The 17,923-nt window shown below is 67.3% G+C and carries 18 protein-coding genes; 11 read left to right on the forward strand and 7 right to left on the reverse strand.

Annotation, left to right across the window (positions count from 1 at the left end):
- Positions 1 to 140 precede the first annotated feature (140 nt).
- The gene (locus F5544_RS39880; RefSeq protein ID WP_167477927.1) at positions 141 to 761 is read left to right on the forward strand and encodes a TetR/AcrR family transcriptional regulator; all 621 of its coding nucleotides are present in this window, start codon (positions 141 to 143) and stop codon (positions 759 to 761) included.
- Between the two features lie 59 nt (positions 762 to 820).
- Here the strand turns inward: F5544_RS39880 and F5544_RS39885 are convergent, their stop codons facing one another.
- Positions 821 to 2,608 carry an ABC-F family ATP-binding cassette domain-containing protein gene (locus F5544_RS39885; RefSeq protein WP_167477928.1) on the reverse strand — a complete coding sequence of 596 codons (1,788 nt, stop codon included), beginning with the start codon at positions 2,606 to 2,608 and terminating at the stop codon, positions 821 to 823.
- Between the two features lie 237 nt (positions 2,609 to 2,845).
- On the opposite strand from F5544_RS39885, the gene F5544_RS39890 reads away from it, so the two are divergent.
- A complete protein-coding gene (locus tag F5544_RS39890) occupies positions 2,846 to 3,694 on the forward strand; it encodes an LLM class flavin-dependent oxidoreductase (RefSeq protein ID WP_167477929.1) in 849 nt (282 codons plus the stop codon).
- Between the two features lie 5 nt (positions 3,695 to 3,699).
- Here the strand turns inward: F5544_RS39890 and F5544_RS39895 are convergent, their stop codons facing one another.
- Positions 3,700 to 4,629: a 4-(cytidine 5'-diphospho)-2-C-methyl-D-erythritol kinase gene (locus F5544_RS39895; protein WP_167477930.1), complete on the reverse strand. Its 930-nt coding sequence runs from the start codon at positions 4,627 to 4,629 to the stop codon at positions 3,700 to 3,702.
- A gap of 257 nt (positions 4,630 to 4,886) precedes the next feature.
- On the opposite strand from F5544_RS39895, the gene F5544_RS39900 reads away from it, so the two are divergent.
- The 6 genes from F5544_RS39900 (at position 4,887) to F5544_RS39930 (ending at position 11,692) form a co-directional block, all read left to right on the forward strand.
- Entirely contained in the window at positions 4,887 to 5,645 is a 759-nt protein-coding gene (locus F5544_RS39900) for a CPBP family intramembrane glutamic endopeptidase (RefSeq protein WP_167477931.1), read from the forward strand.
- Between the two features lie 93 nt (positions 5,646 to 5,738).
- On the forward strand, positions 5,739 to 5,945 hold the full coding sequence (locus tag F5544_RS39905) for a heavy-metal-associated domain-containing protein (RefSeq protein WP_167477932.1): 207 nt from the start codon (positions 5,739 to 5,741) through the stop codon (positions 5,943 to 5,945).
- Positions 5,945 to 6,811 (forward strand): hypothetical protein, encoded by an 867-nt coding sequence (locus tag F5544_RS39910; RefSeq protein WP_167477933.1) that lies wholly within the window; start codon positions 5,945 to 5,947, stop codon positions 6,809 to 6,811. Before F5544_RS39905 ends, F5544_RS39910 begins: the two co-directional genes overlap by 1 nt.
- Positions 6,811 to 9,066, forward strand: a complete 2,256-nt coding sequence (locus F5544_RS39915; RefSeq protein WP_167477934.1) for a heavy metal translocating P-type ATPase — start codon at positions 6,811 to 6,813, stop codon at positions 9,064 to 9,066. Before F5544_RS39910 ends, F5544_RS39915 begins: the two co-directional genes overlap by 1 nt.
- A 59-nt stretch (positions 9,067 to 9,125) precedes the next feature.
- Positions 9,126 to 10,820 carry a serine hydrolase gene (locus tag F5544_RS39925; protein WP_194252454.1) on the forward strand — a complete coding sequence of 565 codons (1,695 nt, stop codon included), beginning with the start codon at positions 9,126 to 9,128 and terminating at the stop codon, positions 10,818 to 10,820.
- Between the two features lie 86 nt (positions 10,821 to 10,906).
- Positions 10,907 to 11,692 (forward strand): CPBP family intramembrane glutamic endopeptidase, encoded by a 786-nt coding sequence (locus F5544_RS39930; RefSeq protein ID WP_167477935.1) that lies wholly within the window; start codon positions 10,907 to 10,909, stop codon positions 11,690 to 11,692.
- A gap of 173 nt (positions 11,693 to 11,865) precedes the next feature.
- Here the strand turns inward: F5544_RS39930 and F5544_RS39935 are convergent, their stop codons facing one another.
- The gene (locus tag F5544_RS39935) at positions 11,866 to 12,015 is read right to left on the reverse strand and encodes a hypothetical protein (protein ID WP_167477936.1); all 150 of its coding nucleotides are present in this window, start codon (positions 12,013 to 12,015) and stop codon (positions 11,866 to 11,868) included.
- Positions 12,015 to 12,584 (reverse strand): ADP-ribosyltransferase, encoded by a 570-nt coding sequence (locus F5544_RS39940; RefSeq protein ID WP_167477937.1) that lies wholly within the window; start codon positions 12,582 to 12,584, stop codon positions 12,015 to 12,017. Before F5544_RS39940 ends, F5544_RS39935 begins: the two co-directional genes overlap by 1 nt.
- 229 nt (positions 12,585 to 12,813) lie before the next feature.
- Here F5544_RS39940 and F5544_RS39945 point away from each other — a divergent pair, with 229 nt between their 5' ends.
- Positions 12,814 to 12,990, forward strand: coding sequence for a hypothetical protein (locus F5544_RS39945; protein WP_167477938.1), 177 nt, complete (start codon positions 12,814 to 12,816; stop codon positions 12,988 to 12,990).
- A 77-nt stretch (positions 12,991 to 13,067) separates the two neighbouring features.
- On the opposite strand, the gene F5544_RS39950 is transcribed toward F5544_RS39945, so the two are convergent.
- The gene (locus F5544_RS39950) at positions 13,068 to 13,919 is read right to left on the reverse strand and encodes an MBL fold metallo-hydrolase (protein WP_238846912.1); all 852 of its coding nucleotides are present in this window, start codon (positions 13,917 to 13,919) and stop codon (positions 13,068 to 13,070) included.
- A gap of 18 nt (positions 13,920 to 13,937) precedes the next feature.
- On the opposite strand from F5544_RS39950, the gene F5544_RS39955 reads away from it, so the two are divergent.
- Positions 13,938 to 14,219: a winged helix-turn-helix transcriptional regulator gene (locus tag F5544_RS39955; RefSeq protein ID WP_167477939.1), complete on the forward strand. Its 282-nt coding sequence runs from the start codon at positions 13,938 to 13,940 to the stop codon at positions 14,217 to 14,219.
- 200 nt (positions 14,220 to 14,419) lie between these two features.
- On the forward strand, positions 14,420 to 15,763 hold the full coding sequence (locus F5544_RS39960; RefSeq protein WP_167477940.1) for a Vps62-related protein: 1,344 nt from the start codon (positions 14,420 to 14,422) through the stop codon (positions 15,761 to 15,763).
- A 32-nt stretch (positions 15,764 to 15,795) separates the two neighbouring features.
- Here F5544_RS39960 and rsmA read toward each other — a convergent pair whose 3' ends face one another.
- Positions 15,796 to 16,677: a 16S rRNA (adenine(1518)-N(6)/adenine(1519)-N(6))-dimethyltransferase RsmA gene (gene rsmA, locus F5544_RS39965; RefSeq protein ID WP_167477941.1), complete on the reverse strand. Its 882-nt coding sequence runs from the start codon at positions 16,675 to 16,677 to the stop codon at positions 15,796 to 15,798.
- A 30-nt stretch (positions 16,678 to 16,707) separates the two neighbouring features.
- Positions 16,708 to 17,859 carry a lipase family protein gene (locus tag F5544_RS39970; RefSeq protein ID WP_238846913.1) on the reverse strand — a complete coding sequence of 384 codons (1,152 nt, stop codon included), beginning with the start codon at positions 17,857 to 17,859 and terminating at the stop codon, positions 16,708 to 16,710.
- Positions 17,860 to 17,923: the final 64 nt, after the last annotated feature.

Consider the following 17,923-nt stretch of genomic DNA (forward strand, 5'->3'; position numbering starts at 1 on the left):
TCATCCGCTGCCAGTTTTGCTCGACAATCGGACCGTGTCAATCAAAATTGACGACAGCGCGCCCGGCGTCGAAGCGTGATCCCGATGGCCGCAGGCGGCGGTAGAATACGATCGACCGTATATACGCCGTGGAGGTGTTCATGGAGACGTCGGATCAGCGGTTGTTGCGGGGAATGCGGTCCCGGCAGGTGGTTACGGCGCGGGCGGTGGATATCGCATCGATCGACGGGCTGGAAAATCTCAGCTTCGGACGACTGGCCGACGACCTCGGGTTGAGCAAGGCCGGAATTCAGACGCTGTTCCGGACCAAGGAGAAGCTGCAGTTGGCCACCATCGAGGCGGCGGAGCGGGCGTTCGTGGACGCGGTGGTGCTGCCCGCGCGGCGGCGGCCGCGCGGGCTCGCCCAGTTGCGCGCGCTGATCGAGCAGTGGCTCGATTACGTCGGCGAGCCGTTGTTCGCCGGTGGCTGTTTCTGGGGCGCCAACCTGCCGGAATTCGACAGCAAGCCGGGTCCGGTGCGCGATGCGCTCGTCGCGCAGCGGCGGCGGTGGCTCGACATAATCGCCGCCGAGCTGAAACAGGCCGTCGCCAACCGCGAAATCGCACCAATTGATATCGACCTCACGGCATTTCAGATAAACGCCGTGCTCACCGCGGCCAATATCGAACTGCGACTGGGCGATACCGCCGCCGTATCGATGGTGCACCGAGCGATCGACGCCATACTCGCTCGCCGCACCGAATCACACGTTCACGCATAGGTTTCGGCTTCCCGCGCATGCGGTGGTGCGCGGGAAGCCGATCGCCGTGCATGAACCGGTCAGACGTTGTCGGCCAACTCCAGCCAGCGTTCCTCGGCCGAATCCTTTTCGGCCTGAACCTGTTTGAGCTCGGCACCGAGCGGGGCGAGCCGGTCCGGATCGCTGGCGGCCTCGGCCAGCGCCGCGATCAACTTCTGCTCGCGCTCGGCGAGCTTGTCGATGGTGCGCTCCAGGCGGGTGAGTTCCTTGCGGGCGGCGCGATAGGTGGCGGAATCAGTGACCTCCGCCTGTTTGGGCTCGGCGCCGCGGGTCGGCGCGGCCGCCGCGGCGGCGCGCTTCCTCAGATACTCCTCGATGCCGCCGGGCAGGTTGGTGAGTTTGCCGTCGCCGAACAGCGCCCAGGTGGAGTCGCAGATGCGCTCGATGAGGTAGCGGTCGTGGCTGATCACCACGAGGGTGCCCGCCCAGTTGTCGAGCAGATCCTCCAACTGCTGCAGGGTGTCGATATCGAGATCGTTGGTCGGCTCGTCGAGCAGCAGCACATTCGGCTCGGCCATCAGGATGCGCGTCAACTGCAGGCGACGGCGCTCGCCACCGGACAGATCACCGACGGGGGTGCGCTGGCGGGCCGGGCTGAAGCCGAGCCGCTCGGCCAGCTGTCCGGCGGAGATCTCCTTGTCGCCGAGCATAATTCGCTGCGCGACCTGTTGAACAGCTTCCAGCACACGCAGGTTGGTCGGTAGATCGTCGAGTTCCTGGCGCAGCCAACCGATTTGTACGGTCTGGCCCTGAATCCGCTTGCCCGTCACCAGATCACCGTCACCCGCGAGGGCGCGCAGCAGCGTGGTCTTGCCGGAGCCGTTCACCCCGACCAGGCCGACCCGCTCACCCGGCGCGAGCCGCCAGGTGAGATCGCGCACCAGCTCGCGGCCGTCCGGCGTGCCGAGCGTGGCGTCCTCGAGCTCGATCACTACCCGCCCCAAGCGCTTTCGGGCGAACGCGGCCAGCGATACCGAGTCGCGCGGCGGCGGTACGTCGGCGATCAGCGCCTCGGCCGCCTCCACCCGGTACCTCGGTTTGGAGGTGCGGGCCTGCGGGCCGCGCCGCAACCAGGCCAGCTCCTTGCGCGCCAGATTCCGCCGCCGCGCCTCGCTGGCGTCGGCCTGCCGCGCCCGCTCGGCCCGCGCGAAAATCCAGTCGCCGTAACCGCCCTCGTAACTTTCCACCTTGCCGCCCACCACCTCCCAGGTGCGGGTGGCGACGGTGTCGAGGAACCAGCGGTCGTGTGTGACGACGACGAGGGCGCTGCGCCGCGACAGCAGATGCGCGGCCAGCCACTGCACACCCTCGACGTCGAGGTGGTTCGTCGGCTCGTCGAGTACCAGCAGATCCAGTTCGCGCACCAGCGCGGCGGCCAGCGCCACCCGGCGGCGCTCACCACCGGACAGGTTGTCCACCACGGCATCCAGCCCGAGATCCGCGATACCGATCCCCTCCAGCACCGAACGGATCCGCGGGTTGGCCGCCCACTCGTGTTCGGCGACACCGTGATCGGATTGCACGTCCTCCGCCAGCCCGGCCAGCACCACCGAGCCGACGGTCGCGCCCTCGGGCAGCACGCCGCGCTGGGTGACCACCGCCATCCGCAGCCCGCCGAGCCTGCTCACCCGGCCGCTGTCCGGTTCCTCGAGCCCGGTCAGCACCTCGAGCAGCGTCGTCTTACCACCGCCGTTGAGCCCGACCACCCCGATCCGCTCGCCCGCGTGCACGCCGAGCGACACATTGTCCAGCAGCGGGGTGATACCGAAACTCTTGTTGACCTGTTCGAGGTTGATCAGGTTGGCCATGGATCCTTCCGGTGACTATCGAGGGCGCGAAATACCCCGAACCAGCGTACCGAGCAGTCCCGACCGCCCCGACGGAAGCATCATTTGCGCGACGGGCGAACCTCTGGTTACAGTGGGCTCACTCTGAAACGGAGCTCTCCAGAAGTACTGCCGCAGAATGAGAGCCCTACCTCCACTCGGATGGTCATAGAGGGGGCGGCGCTGATTTGCCCACCCCTTTTTTCGGAGGTTTCACCCATGCATGTCGGTATCGGCCTGCCCATTTCCGACCCATCCACCCTGCTCGATTGGGCCAACCGCGCCGAAGACGGCCCGTTCCGGACCCTCGGCCTGCTGGATCGGCTCGTCTACGACAATCCCGAACCGCTGGTCGCGCTCGCCATGGTGGCAGGCGCCACCGAACGGATCCGCGTGCAGACCGAGGTGCTCATCGCACCGCTGCGCGACACCGCGCTGCTCGCGAAGCAGGCCGCGACGCTGGACCTGATGTCCGGCGGGCGGTTCGTCCTCGGCCTCGGCGTCGGCGGACGTGCCGACGACCACATCGCGTCCGGCACCGATATCCGCACCCGCGGCCGCAGATTCGACGAGCAGATCGGCCTGATGCGCAAGCTGTGGTCCGGTGAACCGTACGGCCCGGACTGCGGCCCGATCGGTCCCGCCCCGGTCCACCCCGGCGGCCCGGAAATTCTGCTCGGTGGCTTCCAGCCCGTCGCACTCGATCGGGTAGGCCGTTGGGGCACAGGCTTTCTCGCGGCGGCCGCGCCGTCGTGGGCCGGTGGGCTCTTCGATCAGGTTCGCCATTCCTGGCGCGAGCACGGCCGCTCTGGTGAGCCGCGGATCGTCGCGCAGGTCAATGTCGCGCTCGGCGCGCCGGATGTGGTCGACGACGCCCGCGCCGCGATGGGCGCGTACTACGAATTCAGCGGCCGCGCGGACTACATGCTCGCGGGCATGCTCACCACTCCTGACGAAATCCGCGGCGCGATAAAGCAATTCGAAGATCTCGGTGCGGACGAGGTCATGCTCTACTGCTACGGCCGCGATGCCGGGCAGGTCGATCGCCTGGCCGATATCGTCGACTGAACCGGTCAGCGTTTGCCGGGTGTCTCCAGCACTCGGGCGCCCGGCACCGGTCCGCTGGCCGTGCGCACGCTGCGGCAGACGCCCGCGCCCGCGAGTTCCGCGGCCACGGCCACCGCCGCCGCCTCGCTGTCGCAGAGAAATGCGCAGGTGGGGCCCGATCCGGAGACCAACCCGGCGAGGGCGCCCGCACCGACGCCCGCCCGCAGGGTGCGGCGCAGTTCCGGCTTCAGCGAGAGCGCGGCGGCCTGTAGATCGTTGCCGAGCAGCGGCGCGAGCAGTTTCGGATCACCGGCGGCCAGCGCCTGCATGAGCCGCTGCGGTTCGCCGAGCCGTGGCGGATTCCCGTTCTCCCGCAACCGATCCAGCTCGGCGTATACCGCCGGGGTGGACAGGCCGCCCTTCGCCAACGCGATAACCCAGTGAAAAGTGTTGCGGGACAATACCGGAAGCAAACGCTCCCCCCGCCCGGTGCCGAGCGCGGTACCGCCCTGCAGCGCGAACGGCACATCGCTGCCGAGTTCCGCCGCGATACCGGACAATTCGTCCCGGCTCAGCCCCAGATCCCACAGCTCGTTGAGCCCGACCAGGGTGGCGGCCGCATCCGCGCTGCCGCCCGCCATGCCGCCCGCCACCGGAATCCCCTTGGCGATCGCGATCTCCACCAGCGGCGCGCGCCCGGCCAGATGGGCGAGCCGGACGGCCGCCTTCCAGACCAGGTTGGTCCGATCGGTCGGCACCTCCGCCGCGCCCTCGCCGCTGACCCGGACGGTCAGCGAGGCCGCGGGTGCGATCTCGAGGTCGTCGCTCAGTGACAGCGCCTGAAAGACCGTGGTCAGATCGTGGTAGCCGTCCGCGCGCAGGTCGCCGACGCCGAGGTGAAGGTTCACCTTCGACGGCGCACGCACGGTGACTGGGCTGGGCACTACTGACAACACGAGACCCAAGCATAAGGGGCACGGCGCGGCGAAGTCCGACCGAAAACCGGTACGCCGCCGATCTCACCCCCGCGCCGCCGGACAGGCCGGGCGGAACCGATGGTGACCGACACCACTCCTATCGGCACCGCGCCGGTATATAACGGCAAGGGCACGCGGTGTGGGGGACGGCGAAACACTTGCGTAGCAGGCGAACCCGCGTGCGACCATTAGGGGTGATCGATCGGTCCCGGGACAGGGACAAAACCGAACCGTCCGTGCGAATACCGAGGGCGAGTACCGAACGCCTCTGGTCCATTGTCGGGATATACGTCGCGGCAACGCTTCTCGGATCCGCCGCGCTACTCGTGGTGCAGCGGTGGTCCGGAATAGATTCCGACGCATTGTCGCTGGTGCAGTTCGGTCCGGCGGTCGGGGCGCTGTTCTGCTGGATCCTCTTCGAAACGACGCTGCGCGGGCTGGCCCCGGCGCCGCTGCCTGCCGCGCGGGTGCGCACCGATCTCGGTTACCTCGTCGCGGCGTGTGTGATCTTCGGCGTCCTGCTCGCGGGTATGGCGGCGACGGCCGGGTACCACCCGCCCGGCCCGCAATCGTTCGGCGGCGTACCGTTCGGACTGCTGCTCGTACTCCAATTGATCGGCGCCTGCGGTGAGGAGATCGGTTGGCGCGGCCTGCTGCAGCCGGTGCTCGAAACGCACTATCGGCGCTGGCTGGCGATCTTGGTCACGGGCGTGATCTGGGCGCTGTGGCACGTACAGGTGATCGCCGCCGGACCGGTGATCGCGCTGTCCTTCCTCGTCTCGACCGTCACCTTCGCGATACTGCTCGGAACGCTCGGCAATGGCGGTGTGCGGCAACGAATAACGGTGGCGACGGTCGGCCACTGGTTGATCAACATGATGACCTACCTGGCCGTCGGCGCGGATGCGCACACCAGCCCGCAGGTGATGCTGCTCGCGGTCGCCGCCGCGATCGTCACCGCGGCGCTCGGCCTGCGCACGCTGCGCCGGGATTGACCCCTTGCCATCAAGTACCCATGGGGGGTATGTTTTCTCGTGCCGGGCAGATACCCCGGCACGGTATGATGAATACGAGCGAAGGAGTCGGACATGTCCACCAGCACCTACACCGTCACCGGAATGACCTGCGGGCACTGCGTGAGCTCGGTGAAGTCGGAGATCGGCAAGATCGATGGCGTCACCTCGGTGGACGTCGACCTCGCCTCCGGCGCAGTCCGGGTGGAGAGCACCGCGCCGCTCTCCGACGCCGATATCGTCGCCGCGGTGGACGAGGCCGGTTACGAAGTCGCCGTCTGATGCGGGAAAGGCTGAAGCTCGCCGCGTTCGGCGGCGGGCTGATCCTGCTGTTCGGCGCGGCGCTCGGCGTCGGCGCGCTGGTCGGCGAGTCGTCGCCGACGGCGGATGACGAAAGCCGCCCCGGAACCGGGCTCGCCGACTCCCACGACGGATACACGTTCGCCGATCTGACCGCGCCCACCGAGCCGAATCAGGTTGGGCCGCTCCGCTTCCGAATCACCGGACCGGATGGATCCACGGTCACGAAATTCACCGCACAGCACGACAAGCAGCTGCATCTGATCGTCGCCAGATCGGACGCCACCGGCTATCGCCACGTGCATCCGGTGATGGATGCCGCGGGCACCTGGTCGATCGACTGGAAATGGGCCGAGCCCGGCTCGTACCGCATCTTCGCCGATTTCGCGCCGGACGCCGCGAGCGACCTGGTGCTCAGCCGCACCATTACCGTCGCGGGAAATGCTGTCCCACAACCACTTCCGCCGCCCGCGCGGACCGTTGCGGTGGACGGTTACCGGGTGACGCTCACCGGAGACCTGACCACCGCGGGCAGCGAGCTACGCTTCGCCATCAGCCGGGACGGCACGCCGGTCACCGATCTGGAACCGTATCTCGGCGCATACGCCCACCTGGTCGCCCTGCGCGGCAACGATCTGGCCTATCTGCACGTGCATCCCGAAGGCGAAATCGGCCGCACCCCAGCGGGTCCCGAGGTCGCTTTCCACGCACAGGCGCCCAGCGCGGGCGACTATCGGCTGTATCTCGACTTCGTGCATCATGGCGCGGTGCACACCGCCGAGTTCACCGTCGAATCCGCCACCGCTGCGGCCGATTCCGTCGCGCACACGCACGGCGGCGACCACTGATGACCGAAGCGCACGCCCCGGCGCCACCGCGGCCGAACGCGGCGCCCCGCTCGCTCGAATTGGCGATCGGCGGGATGACCTGCGCATCCTGTGCGGCGCGAATCGAGAAGAAGCTCAACCGGATCGAGGGCGTGCACGCCACCGTCAACTATGCGACGGAGAAGGCGAAGGTCAGTCATCCGCCGACGGTCTCGCCGGAACGACTGATCGAACAGGTGGTCGGCGCGGGATACACGGCTCATGTGCCCGCACCCGCCGAGCACGATGTGGTGCCGTCCGGCGATCTGCTCGGGTTGCGCAGGCGGCTGCTGGTGAGCATCGCGCTCGCGGTGCCGGTGATCGCGCTCGCCATGCTGCCCTTCCTGCAATTCACCGGCTGGCAATGGCTTTCGCTGGTGCTGACCGTCCCGGTGGTGTTCTGGGGCGGGGCCCGTTTCCACCACGCTGCGGTCACGAACGCTCGGCACGGCGCGGCCACCATGGATACGCTGATCTCCGTCGGCACGCTGGCGGCATTCGGGTGGTCGGTGTTCGCGCTGTTCGCGGGGCCGGGCGGCGGATCCGGGTCGGCCGGTATGGCGGGGATGAGTCTCACTGTGCCGCGCGGTGATTCGACCGCGCACGTCTATTTCGAGGTGGCGGCCGGGATCATCATCTTCCTGCTGACGGGGCGATATTTCGAGACCCGGGCCAAACAGCGGGCCGGCTCGGCGCTGCGCGCGCTGCTGGAACTCGGCGCAAAGGATGTGTCGCTGCTTCGCGACGACACCGAAATCCGGATCCCCATCGGCGAATTGGGCGTCGGCGACCACTTCCTGGTGCGGCCCGGTGAGAAGGTCGCCACCGACGGCGTTGTCGTCGCGGGTAATTCGGCCGTCGACCTGAGCATGCTGACCGGTGAATCGCTGCCCGTCGACGTCGGCCCCGGTGACAGTGTCGCGGGCGCGACGGTGAATTCCGGTGGCCTGCTCACCGTGCGCGCCACCAAGGTCGGCGCAGATACGCAGCTGGCCCGGATGGCCGCGCTGGTCGAGGAGGCGCAGAACGGCAAGGCGCCGGTGCAGCGGCTGGCCGACGAGGTGGCCGGGATATTCGTGCCCGTCGTGCTCGCGCTTTCCCTACTGACGCTGAACTTTTGGGTTGCGAACGGGGTCGGCGCGGCGACGGCGGTCGGCGCGGCCGTCGCGGTGCTGATCATCGCCTGCCCGTGCGCACTCGGCCTCGCGACGCCGACCGCGCTGCTGGTCGGGACCGGACGCGGGGCGCAGCTCGGCATTTTGATCACCGGCCCGCAGGTGCTCGAATCGACCCGGCGCGTCGATACGGTGTTGCTGGACAAGACCGGAACGGTGACCACCGGCCGGATGGCGCTCGACTCGATCGTCACCGGCGCCGGGATCGAGGAGCGGGAACTGCTCGCGATCGCGGCGACCGTCGAACACGGCTCGGAGCATCCGGTGGCGCGGGCCGTCGTCGCGGCCGCCGAGGAGCGGGATATCGCGCGAATGTCGTTGTCTCGGTTCACCGATCACGGCGGTAAGGGTGTGCTGGGGTCGGTCGGCGGGCGGGCCGTGGTGATCGGCAGGGGCGCGCTGCTCGACGAGCGGTCGATCGAGATACCCGAAGAACTCACCGCCGCAAAGGAAGCCGCGGAGGCGGCGGGCCGCACCGCCGTGCTCGTCGCCTGGGACGGGCTCGCGCGCGGCCTGCTGATCCTCGCCGACACGGTCAAACCCACCAGTGCACAGGCGGTTACCGAATTGCGCGCGCTCGGGCTGGAGCCGATCCTGCTCACCGGCGACAATGTGGCCGCCGCGCACGCCGTCGCGGACCAGGTCGGCATCCGCACCGTCATCGCCGACGTATTGCCGGGCGACAAGCTGGATGTGGTGCGGGACCTGCAATTTCGCGGCAAGGTCGTCGCGATGGTCGGCGACGGCGTCAACGATGCGGCCGCGCTGGCCCAGGCGGATCTCGGCATCGCCATGGGCACCGGCACCGACGTCGCCATCGAGGCCAGCGACATCACCCTGGTGCGCGGCGATCTGCGCACCGTCGGCGCGGCGATCCGCTTGTCCCGCAAGACATTGCGCACCATCAAGGGCAACCTGTTCTGGGCCTTCGGCTACAACGTCGCGGCCATCCCGCTGGCCGCGGCCGGACTGTTGAATCCGATGCTCGCGGGTGCGGCAATGGCGCTTTCCAGCATCTTCGTCGTGACGAACAGCCTGCGACTGCGCAACTTCCGCGGATAACCGGTTCGGTGTCAGGTCGATGTCCGGCCCGTGTCAAGCGGGTCGGCGACTGTATCGGCGTGAACAGCACAGCACTTGCCTCCGGACTTCTGCGCAGGGATCGCGCCCTCGCCCAACTGATCCGTTTCGCGCTGGTCGGCGGTGTCAGCAACATTGCCTATGTCCTGTTGTTCATGGTCATGCACGGAACCGGGCCGCTGATCGCCAACGCCGCGGGCTCGATCCTCAGCACGGTTATCGCCAACGAACTGCACCGGCGGCTCACCTTTCAGGCGGCCGGGCGGGTCGGGTGGTTCGCCGCGCAGTGCGAAGGCGGCGGGCTGGCGTTGATCGGCCTGCTGGTCAGCTCCGCGGCGCTGGCCGGCCTGCGGTGCTCGGCGCCCGACCTCGGCGATAGAGCGCAGGCGGGTGCGGTGCTCGCCGTCATGGCGGCGGTCGGCGGTATGCGCTTCATCGCATTGCGCGGCTTCGTCTTCGGAGCGCGACAGCCGCGTCAGCACGGTGACGGTCCGGTGTCAGGACGGCGGGCGATCGTTGCCGCCATGATCAATTCACCGAAGAAAATGCCACGGATCTTCCAGCGCACGGCGGTGCTGGCGATGTCGGCGGCGCTGTTGACCGGGGCGGCGGGTGTGGCGGCCGCGGACGGCCCGGATACCGGGCAGGATCGCCCCGAGCTGCGCAAGGCCCTTCAGGAGGTCGCCGAGTACTCCGGCATCACCGGGGTGCAGTTGCGGGTGCACGATCAGCGCGGCGAGTGGGTCGGCAGCGCCGGGGTACGTGAGTTGGGCAAGGCCGAGAAACCACCGACGGACGGGAAGTTCCGGATCGGCAGCACCACCAAGGCCTTCTACTCGACCGTGGTGCTGCAACTCGTGGGCGAGGGCAAGATCGGGCTGGACAGCCCGGCCGCCGATTACCTCCCCGATTTCGGGCTGGACCGGCGGATCACGGTGCGAATGCTGTTGCAGCACACCAGCGGTGTATTCAACTTCACCGGCGAGTATTTCCCCGACGGGAGATACGAACCGGGAATCCCGTGGGCGGGCAAGGACTGGGTGGACAACCGCTTCCACACCTACCCGCCGGAGGAGCTGGCGCGGCTGGGGTTGGCCAAACCGCTGAAGTTCGCGCCGGGCACGGACTGGAGCTACTCGAACACCAACTACGTGCTGGCCAAGCTGATGATCGAGAAGGTCACCGGCAACTCCGACCGCGACGAGATACAGCGGCGAATCCTGCAGCCGCTCGGACTGCGGGACACCGTGGTGCCGGGCGATTCGCCGGACATCGCCGAACCGCACGCGCACGGCTACTACAAATACGAAGACGCCGGGCAATGGAAGACGATCGACGTCACCCGGCAGAACCCCTCCTGGATCTCCGCCGCCGGTGACATGATTTCGACCACCGCGGATCTCCACACATTCTTCTCCTCGTTGGTCGGCGGAAAACTGCTCCCGGCCGCGCTACTGACCGAGATGACCAAGATGCACCCGACACCCCTCCCGACGATGAGCTACGGCCTCGGGCTGGAGATGTGGGACGTGGGCTGTGGATCCGTCCTCGCCTCCGACGGCGGTGTCCAGGGCTACGGAACGCTGGTGTACAGCACCCCCGACGGCAGTAAGACCTTGGAAGCCTCGGTGACCTACGTTGACGCCGATGAAAAGCATGCCCCAGTAGAAGCTCAGCAGAAGGCGGTGCAGCGGCTCACCAGCGAAGTGTTCTGTGGCGGACAAGCCGCAGGCTGATTCCGCCCGCCCCGGGGGTGTCCGCACCGCGGCGGCAGCTCCCGGGGCCGACACCATTCACGAACAGTTCGAGGAATTCCCTTGTCATGCAAGCATTCACAGATACTCGACCGAACAGAACAGTCGAGCGGTTGCTGAGCGACCGCCACCCGCTGCCGCTGTCCATCGCGTTGCATCTGGTACCCGGCGCACTGATCGTCGCCGCCTACCTGCTCGTCGGCGAACCATTCGCCGAAGCCATCGGCTACCCGGCTCTCCTGGGTTGGGCGATCGCGCTGTGCCTGATTCTGATCCCGATCCTGGCGGGGCTGCTTTGGTTGGGCCGAAAACGCAACGGACACTTCTCATTTCACGGTGTACTGCACTACACTGGAAGACCGCTCTCGCGCGGGAAGCTCGTGGCGATGGTCATCCCCCTCATCGGATGGATGCTGGTGGTGGGGTTCGCGCTGGCACCGGTGAACAATTTCTGCAAAGGCTTCTTCACCTGGCTCCCATACGCGAACACCGGCGACAGCCCGACCTCATATCTCGACGGGTACTCGCATTCGGTCATGCTCACCACGATGGCGATAAGCCTGCCGCTGACCGGAATCTCCTTGCCGCTCATCGAAGAGCTGTACTTCCGCGGCTTCCTGCTGCCCCGCATCGCACACCTCGGCAACTGGGCGCCGGTAGCCAGCACACTCCTGTTCTCGCTCTACCACTTCTGGTCGCCGTGGATGTTCGTGTCGCGCACCATCTTCACCTTCCCAGGCTTCTGGTTCGCCTGGCGAGACAAGGACATTCGGCTCTCCATCGGAATGCACGTCGGCGTAGACGCCCTACTGGCCGCATCCGGCTTCACCGCCATCGCCCTGAACCTCATCTAGGAAAGCCCCCGCCCGGATACCCGGCCCGCCGAATCCCCACCGGATACACCGGGCGCGCCAGAAGCCACTCTTGCCCGGCGGCATCTACCCCTGCATCGCATGACGCACTCGGCGAATTCGGGCGCGTTGCATCCGCACCCCGAATTCGTACGTGTCCAAAGCTGGCGGTGAGATTACTTGTCGCCCTTGACATCCGCTGCGGTAGTGCGATGGCGGCGAATCTTGATACCCAGCTTCTCGGCTTCGCGCCGCCGTGCATCGCGCTGTTCCGGCGTCAACTGCACCCGGGTCGCACGCATCGCTTCCTGCGTCAACGCACCCATCACACACCTCCCGTCACGAATGCCTGGATGCGCCACATATTACGCGCCACATCCCAATCGACACCAACGATGTAGTAGCTTCGCGCGTCGATGAGCAGAACCTCCCGCTCGGCACGCACTGTGGCGAGCTCACCCAGCCGCAGGGCTGGAATGCCAGCGGGCACGACCAGGTCCAGAATCACCGGGTCGCGATGGCGCATTGAGCGCGGCGGATACTCTAGACCGCACGTCGACATGAACCCTTCATGTGTGAATTGCTCCTCGACCAGCGCGTAAGCCGATTCCTCGTCGACAATGCCGTATAGCGCGGCCTCGGATTCGCGGGTCACGCGCACCGGCTCGGTCAGTGGGTACTTCGCTAGACCGGACCGAATCAGGCTGATGTACCGCTCCAGGAACGGGGTCATGGGGGCATGCCCCCACAAGGCATCATTTATCAGCTGAAAGAGGTTCAAGGCATACGCGCGGATCGCTCCGCTCTCCTCCGGTGTGAGGAGAGTGAGATCCTGACCAGCGAGCGCTATCTCCCCCAACCGGATTCTCTCGAAATCGTCATCATCATCCGCCATAGGCGGTTTGTTCCGCATCACTACCCCCCGCACACGCGCCATGACCCCACTTGCACAACGGACGTCGAGCCCTGTGATGTCCTTGCCGCAGAAGCTGATTCGCTTCGAAACTCGACCACGATCCGTTACGGCGTTGAAGGCTCGACCGGTAAACCTACACCCGCGCCGCCAACCAGACGAAGGAAGTGGTCTGCCCGCTACCGTCGGCGTAGTCGCCGTTCTACCGCCGGTGCCGCTGTACCTGGAGCGTCCGGTGGCGATGGTCGCGGTGGCACTGGCCCGCGTCCTCGGATCGGTGCGGCCGAGTCCGCACGGATTTGCTTGGCTCCCCGTGGTTCTCGTCGCCGAGCTGGTGCTCGGCGCGGTGCGCGAGGAGCCGTGCGCCGCCCGCAGGGCTGACCGGTGAAGGACCAGGAAGGGGTCCTATCGCCCAGATCTGTTGGGCCGTGGTCGTTTTGGTGCTGAATGCGCTATGTCCTGGGCCTAGGTGATCTGATCGCTCAGCAGCCGCGTCGCGCTGAGCCAGACCGCGCCCGGATTCAGCCGGTCCGGGAAACTGGCCAGCATTGACTCGAAAAAGGTTCGTGCGGAGGGTTTTTCCGATAGCAACCGCAGTGCGGTGCGCAGATAGTCGGCCGTTTCGTCCAGGACGCGCGGATCGTCGGCACGCTCGCGGGCCTTGTGACCGGCGACGACCGCGCGGGGGTGCAGCCGCCGAATGTGCTCGACGGCCCGCAGCCACGCTTCGAGGCCGCCGCCGGCGCCCTCGGCGAGGTACTGGTGCACACCGTTGTAGGCGACGTCCCCGGCGACCACCAGTCCGATCGACGGCAGGTGCAACACCGTTGAATTGTCGCAGTCGCTGTGCCCTACCTCGACGGCGTGCAGTGGGTGGCCCTCGAGGGTGAATCCGGCCGCCGGGACAGGCTGTGCGGTTACGGGTGTTTCGCCGATCTGTCCAGGAAAGACGGTGTCCCAGAACAGTTTTCGTTGCGTTATGGACTCGTGCATCAGCGCGATGGTCCCCGCGGTGGCGTAGACGGTCGCGCCGGGAAAGCGTTCGACCAGCCGGGCCGTCCCGAACCAGTGGTCACCGTGGCCGTGGGTGATATAGATGTGCGTGAGGCGTTTGCCGGATCGTTGCACCCAGTCGCCTACTCGGTCGGTCTGTTCCCGGGTGAACGGGGGATCGACGAGTACGGCGTCGGAGGCGCCGAAGATCAGGGTCGATGCCAGCGGCGACCACATCATCGTCTCGCCGGTCGGCAGCCTGTCCGCAAACGGAATCGGGTCGTTCACGAATACCTCGTAGTCGGGCACGATGCGCTCAGGCACTACGCCGCGGCCACCGAGATGCTCGGCCGACGCTGGGCGGCCACGGTGCTGCGCGCCCTGGTCACCGGCCCGGCGCGGTTCAGTGACATCGCCGCGGTCATTCCCGGCATGACCGACAAGCTGCTCTCGCAACGGCTCGAGGACCTCGAGGCCGACGGGCTCGTCGACCGGCTGGTACACACGGGCCCGCCGGTGCGGGTCGAATACCGGCTCACCGAGAAAGGCGCCGCCCTCAGTGAGGTTCTGCTGGCGCTCAACCAGTGGGCGCTGCAATGGATCGAGCTGCCCGCCGAACACTGAACCGATTACAGCTCGATCGGTGATCCCATACCCCTACAAGAAGCCCGGGAAGAAGCCGGACGCAATGGTCAATGGTGGTGTGCTGCAACAGCTTTACGCCACCGGAGGCGGGGGGTCGAATACGATTGCGGGGTCAGCGGGGGCTGTTGTCAGCGCCGATCGCGGTCCGCGGAATCTTCGAGGGGAAGCAGGGGATCGTCATGGTCGACAGCATCAGGTACGGGGCATTGGATATCGCGGTGACCGATCAGTTCAACCGCCGGTGGGACGATCGCGGGTCGGGTGCCACGATGCACGGCGCGTTCTTCAATCCGAACTGCGGGGGCGCCCTGTTCCAACAGGGTTGGCGGTATCTGGGCAGCGTGGGGCACAGCGGAGACCATGAAGACATCACCGGAAAGCGCGCGACGATCCTGGTGCGTGGCGCGAACGCCGCGGACCAGATGGTGAAACCGCCGGTGCGGTTCGAGCTGATCTGGAAAGACCAGGGCTCGGGCGCCAAAGCCAATGGTGCTGTGTGGCGGCCCATCCCGCCGCAGGGGTATGTGGCGCTCGGGGATGTGTGGGGTTCGTGGAACAGCTGGGATCCGCCGAACCTCGAGTACTACGGGTGCATCCGCAGGGAACTCGCGGGGCGCCGCTACGTGCGCGAAGGCCGGATCGGTTCGCTGATCTGGTGGGATAAGAAGTCCGGAGCGAAGTCGGATGTGTCCACCTGGCAGATCCAGCCGCTCGCCTACCCCTCCGACAGCACCGAGCGTTTGATCCTGGGCGCGGATCTGCTACGGGCACAGGCGAATTACGACACTCCCACCGAATCGGTATATGTCCTCGACGTGCCCGCCGCGGTCGTCAAGCGCAATCCCCCGGCGATCCCGGTACTGACCTCGCATCAGGAGCCCGACCCGATCGCGCAGATCACCGACCGTGCCGTGACGGTGCCGTGCACGGTGGTCACCGACCCCGGCAAGACCATCGCGTGGCAGATCGCGAACTCCCCGTTCTACACGCTGGAGCGGCGAGTCAACTACTCCTTGCAGATCTTCCGGAACAATCAGAACGGCACCACTCCCGCCGAGTCGAGCGTGTCGGTGACCACCGGCGTGACCGAAACCGCCAGCGAGGAGTACAGCAAGCGGACCAGCGTCACGGTCACCGCCAAGGCAGGCATCGAGATCAAGGGCCTGTCGGCGGGTATCGAGACCAGCGTGACCACCGAACTCGGCTACAGCAGCCGCTACGAGGTCGCACAGCTGCGCTCGGTGACCAAGACCCACGGTCTCACCACACCGCCGCAGGCGTCGGGCGCGCTGTGGTCGGCCACCCACGAGATCATCGCGATTCGCCGCGACGGCGAAGCCATCGGTGGTGGCAGCGGCCTCAAGTTCGATATCGACTCCTACGTCACCGGCCAATACCCCTCCGACGCCAGGGTCGTCGACACCGTCGACGGAGCCATCGTCGAAAACAGCGATCCCGCCGAGGCATTCGGCACCACCACGCCGAATGTCCCTGCCGCCGAACCGATCCCGCCGATCGACTGACACCGGCCCACACCCGGCCGCCGCGCGGCGAGTTACCCCTGCGCCGCCAACCGGACGAAGGCGGCGGTGTCCAAGGTTTCGCCGCGGGCGGTGGGATCGATACCCACGGCGACCAGGCGGCGTTCGGCTTCGGCCGCGGAACCGGCCCAACCCGACAGGGCGGAGCGGAGGGTTTTGCGGCGTTGGGCGAAGGCGGCGTCGACGACCTCGAAGACGCGGGTGCGGTGGGCGGCGTCCATGGGCCAGGGAGGTTGTGCGTAACGTTCGATGCGGACCAGGCCGGAGTCGACGCGCGGCACCGGCCAGAAGACCTGGGTGCCGATGGCGCCCGCGCGGCGGACGGTGCCGAAGAAACCGGCTTTGACGCTCGGGACGCCGTAGGTCCTGCTGCCGGGTTCGGCGGCGAGCCGGTCCGCGACCTCGGCCTGCACCATGACCAATGTTGTTGCGATACTTGGCAATTCGGCGAGCAGGTGGAGCAGAACCGGTACCGCGACGTTATAGGGCAGGTTGGCGACGAGTGCGGTTGGCGCTGTGGGCAATTCGGCGGCGCGCACCCGCAGCGCATCGGCGAGCACGACCGTCAGCCGATCCGCCAGCTCGGGAGCGCGGTCCGCGACGGTCTCCGGAAGGTGTTGCGCCAGAACCGGATCGATCTCGACGGCGATCACCGAATCCACCACGTCGAGCAGGGCGAGGGTCAGCGAACCCAGCCCCGGCCCCACCTCTAGTACGGTGTCGGCTCGGCCGACCCCGGCGGCGCTGACGATGCGCCGCACGGTGTTCGCGTCGTGCACGAAGTTCTGTCCGAGCTGTTTGGTCGGCCGCACGCCGAAGCGCTCGGCGAGCACCCGCACCTCGGCGGGTCCGAGCAGCGCGGCGCTCCCACGAGCGGAAACATCAGGTTCGGGCACGCGAAGAACCTATCAACCCGAGTTCGCGCACTACTTCACCCGCGCCAGGAACGCGTCCATCGCCGCGTACATCCGGTCGTTCAGCTGGGTGTGCCGCCCGGTACCGGTCACGGTCTGGAAGTCGACCCCGTTCGCGGCGAACTGCGCGACGAGCGCGGCGTGCAGCGGCGAGGGCACGACGGTGTCGGTTACGTTGAGCAGCAACAGAATCGGGCGGTCGTAGCCACTGGTCGGCACGGTCAGATAGTCGGTGTAGGCGGCCCGGATGCGGTCATCGGACAGCGGCCGCGCCAGGATATCGCCGACCCCGAGCCCAGCCACCCGGTCGATGATTCCGTCGAGGCATTTCGTCCCGATATCGTCGAGCACGGATTTGCCGAGCGGCGTCAGATATTGGTCGACGTCGACGTCCGGCCGCGCGGCCCGCAGCCCGGCCAGGATGCTGACGAAGAAGCTCATCGCGCCATCACTGTTCGATACCGGCGGGATCCCGGGCCCGGCCAGCGGGAACACCTTCTCCACATCGGATTCCGGATCGATCGCGATGGTCCCGCGGAAGTCCAGGTCGGGCGCGTAGGTGCGCTGCAGATGTCCGGTGCCGAGCGCGGCCTGACCACCCTGCGAGGCGCCGAAAACGCCCCAGGTGCGCGACAATTCGGGATGTGCCGCGCGGGCGGCGCGCACCATGTCGATGGTCGCGGTGGCCTCGGTGCGCAGTTCGAGATAGGGATGCGGCCCGGTGCCGAAGCGGCCGAGCCCGAGGTAATCGGTGGCCACCACCGCGAAGCCCTGCGACACCACATGCCGGATCAACTGATCCTCTCTCGCGCGGATCTCCTGATACGGATGCCCCGCCGGATCGGCCTGTCCACCGCAGCCCGCGCCCAACCCGCTGGTGCCGTGGTCGTATGCCATCACCGGCCAGCCACCGGCAGGCGCCGGACCGGGCGGCAGATACAGCGCACCGCTGGCGGGCAACGCGGCACCCGCGGAGTTACTCGTCCAGTACTCGATGACCGAACCGTCGGACGCGCCGTGCCAGCCGTCCGGCTGCGGCGTCGCCGAGATCAGCGTGCCAGGAGCCTGGACCGGTGCCGGAATTGGTTGGGCCTGAACCGGATTCGCCTGAACAACCAGACCGACACCGATGGCCGCCGCCACCATCCCACGCAGAACACGCACCGAACAAACCTCACAGACCCCGACACCGCAACGAACCCGGACGAGTGTACTGATTCCGATCGCC

Source organism: Nocardia arthritidis, assembly GCF_011801145.1.
Classification (GTDB): Bacteria; Actinomycetota; Actinomycetes; order Mycobacteriales; family Mycobacteriaceae; genus Nocardia; species Nocardia arthritidis_A.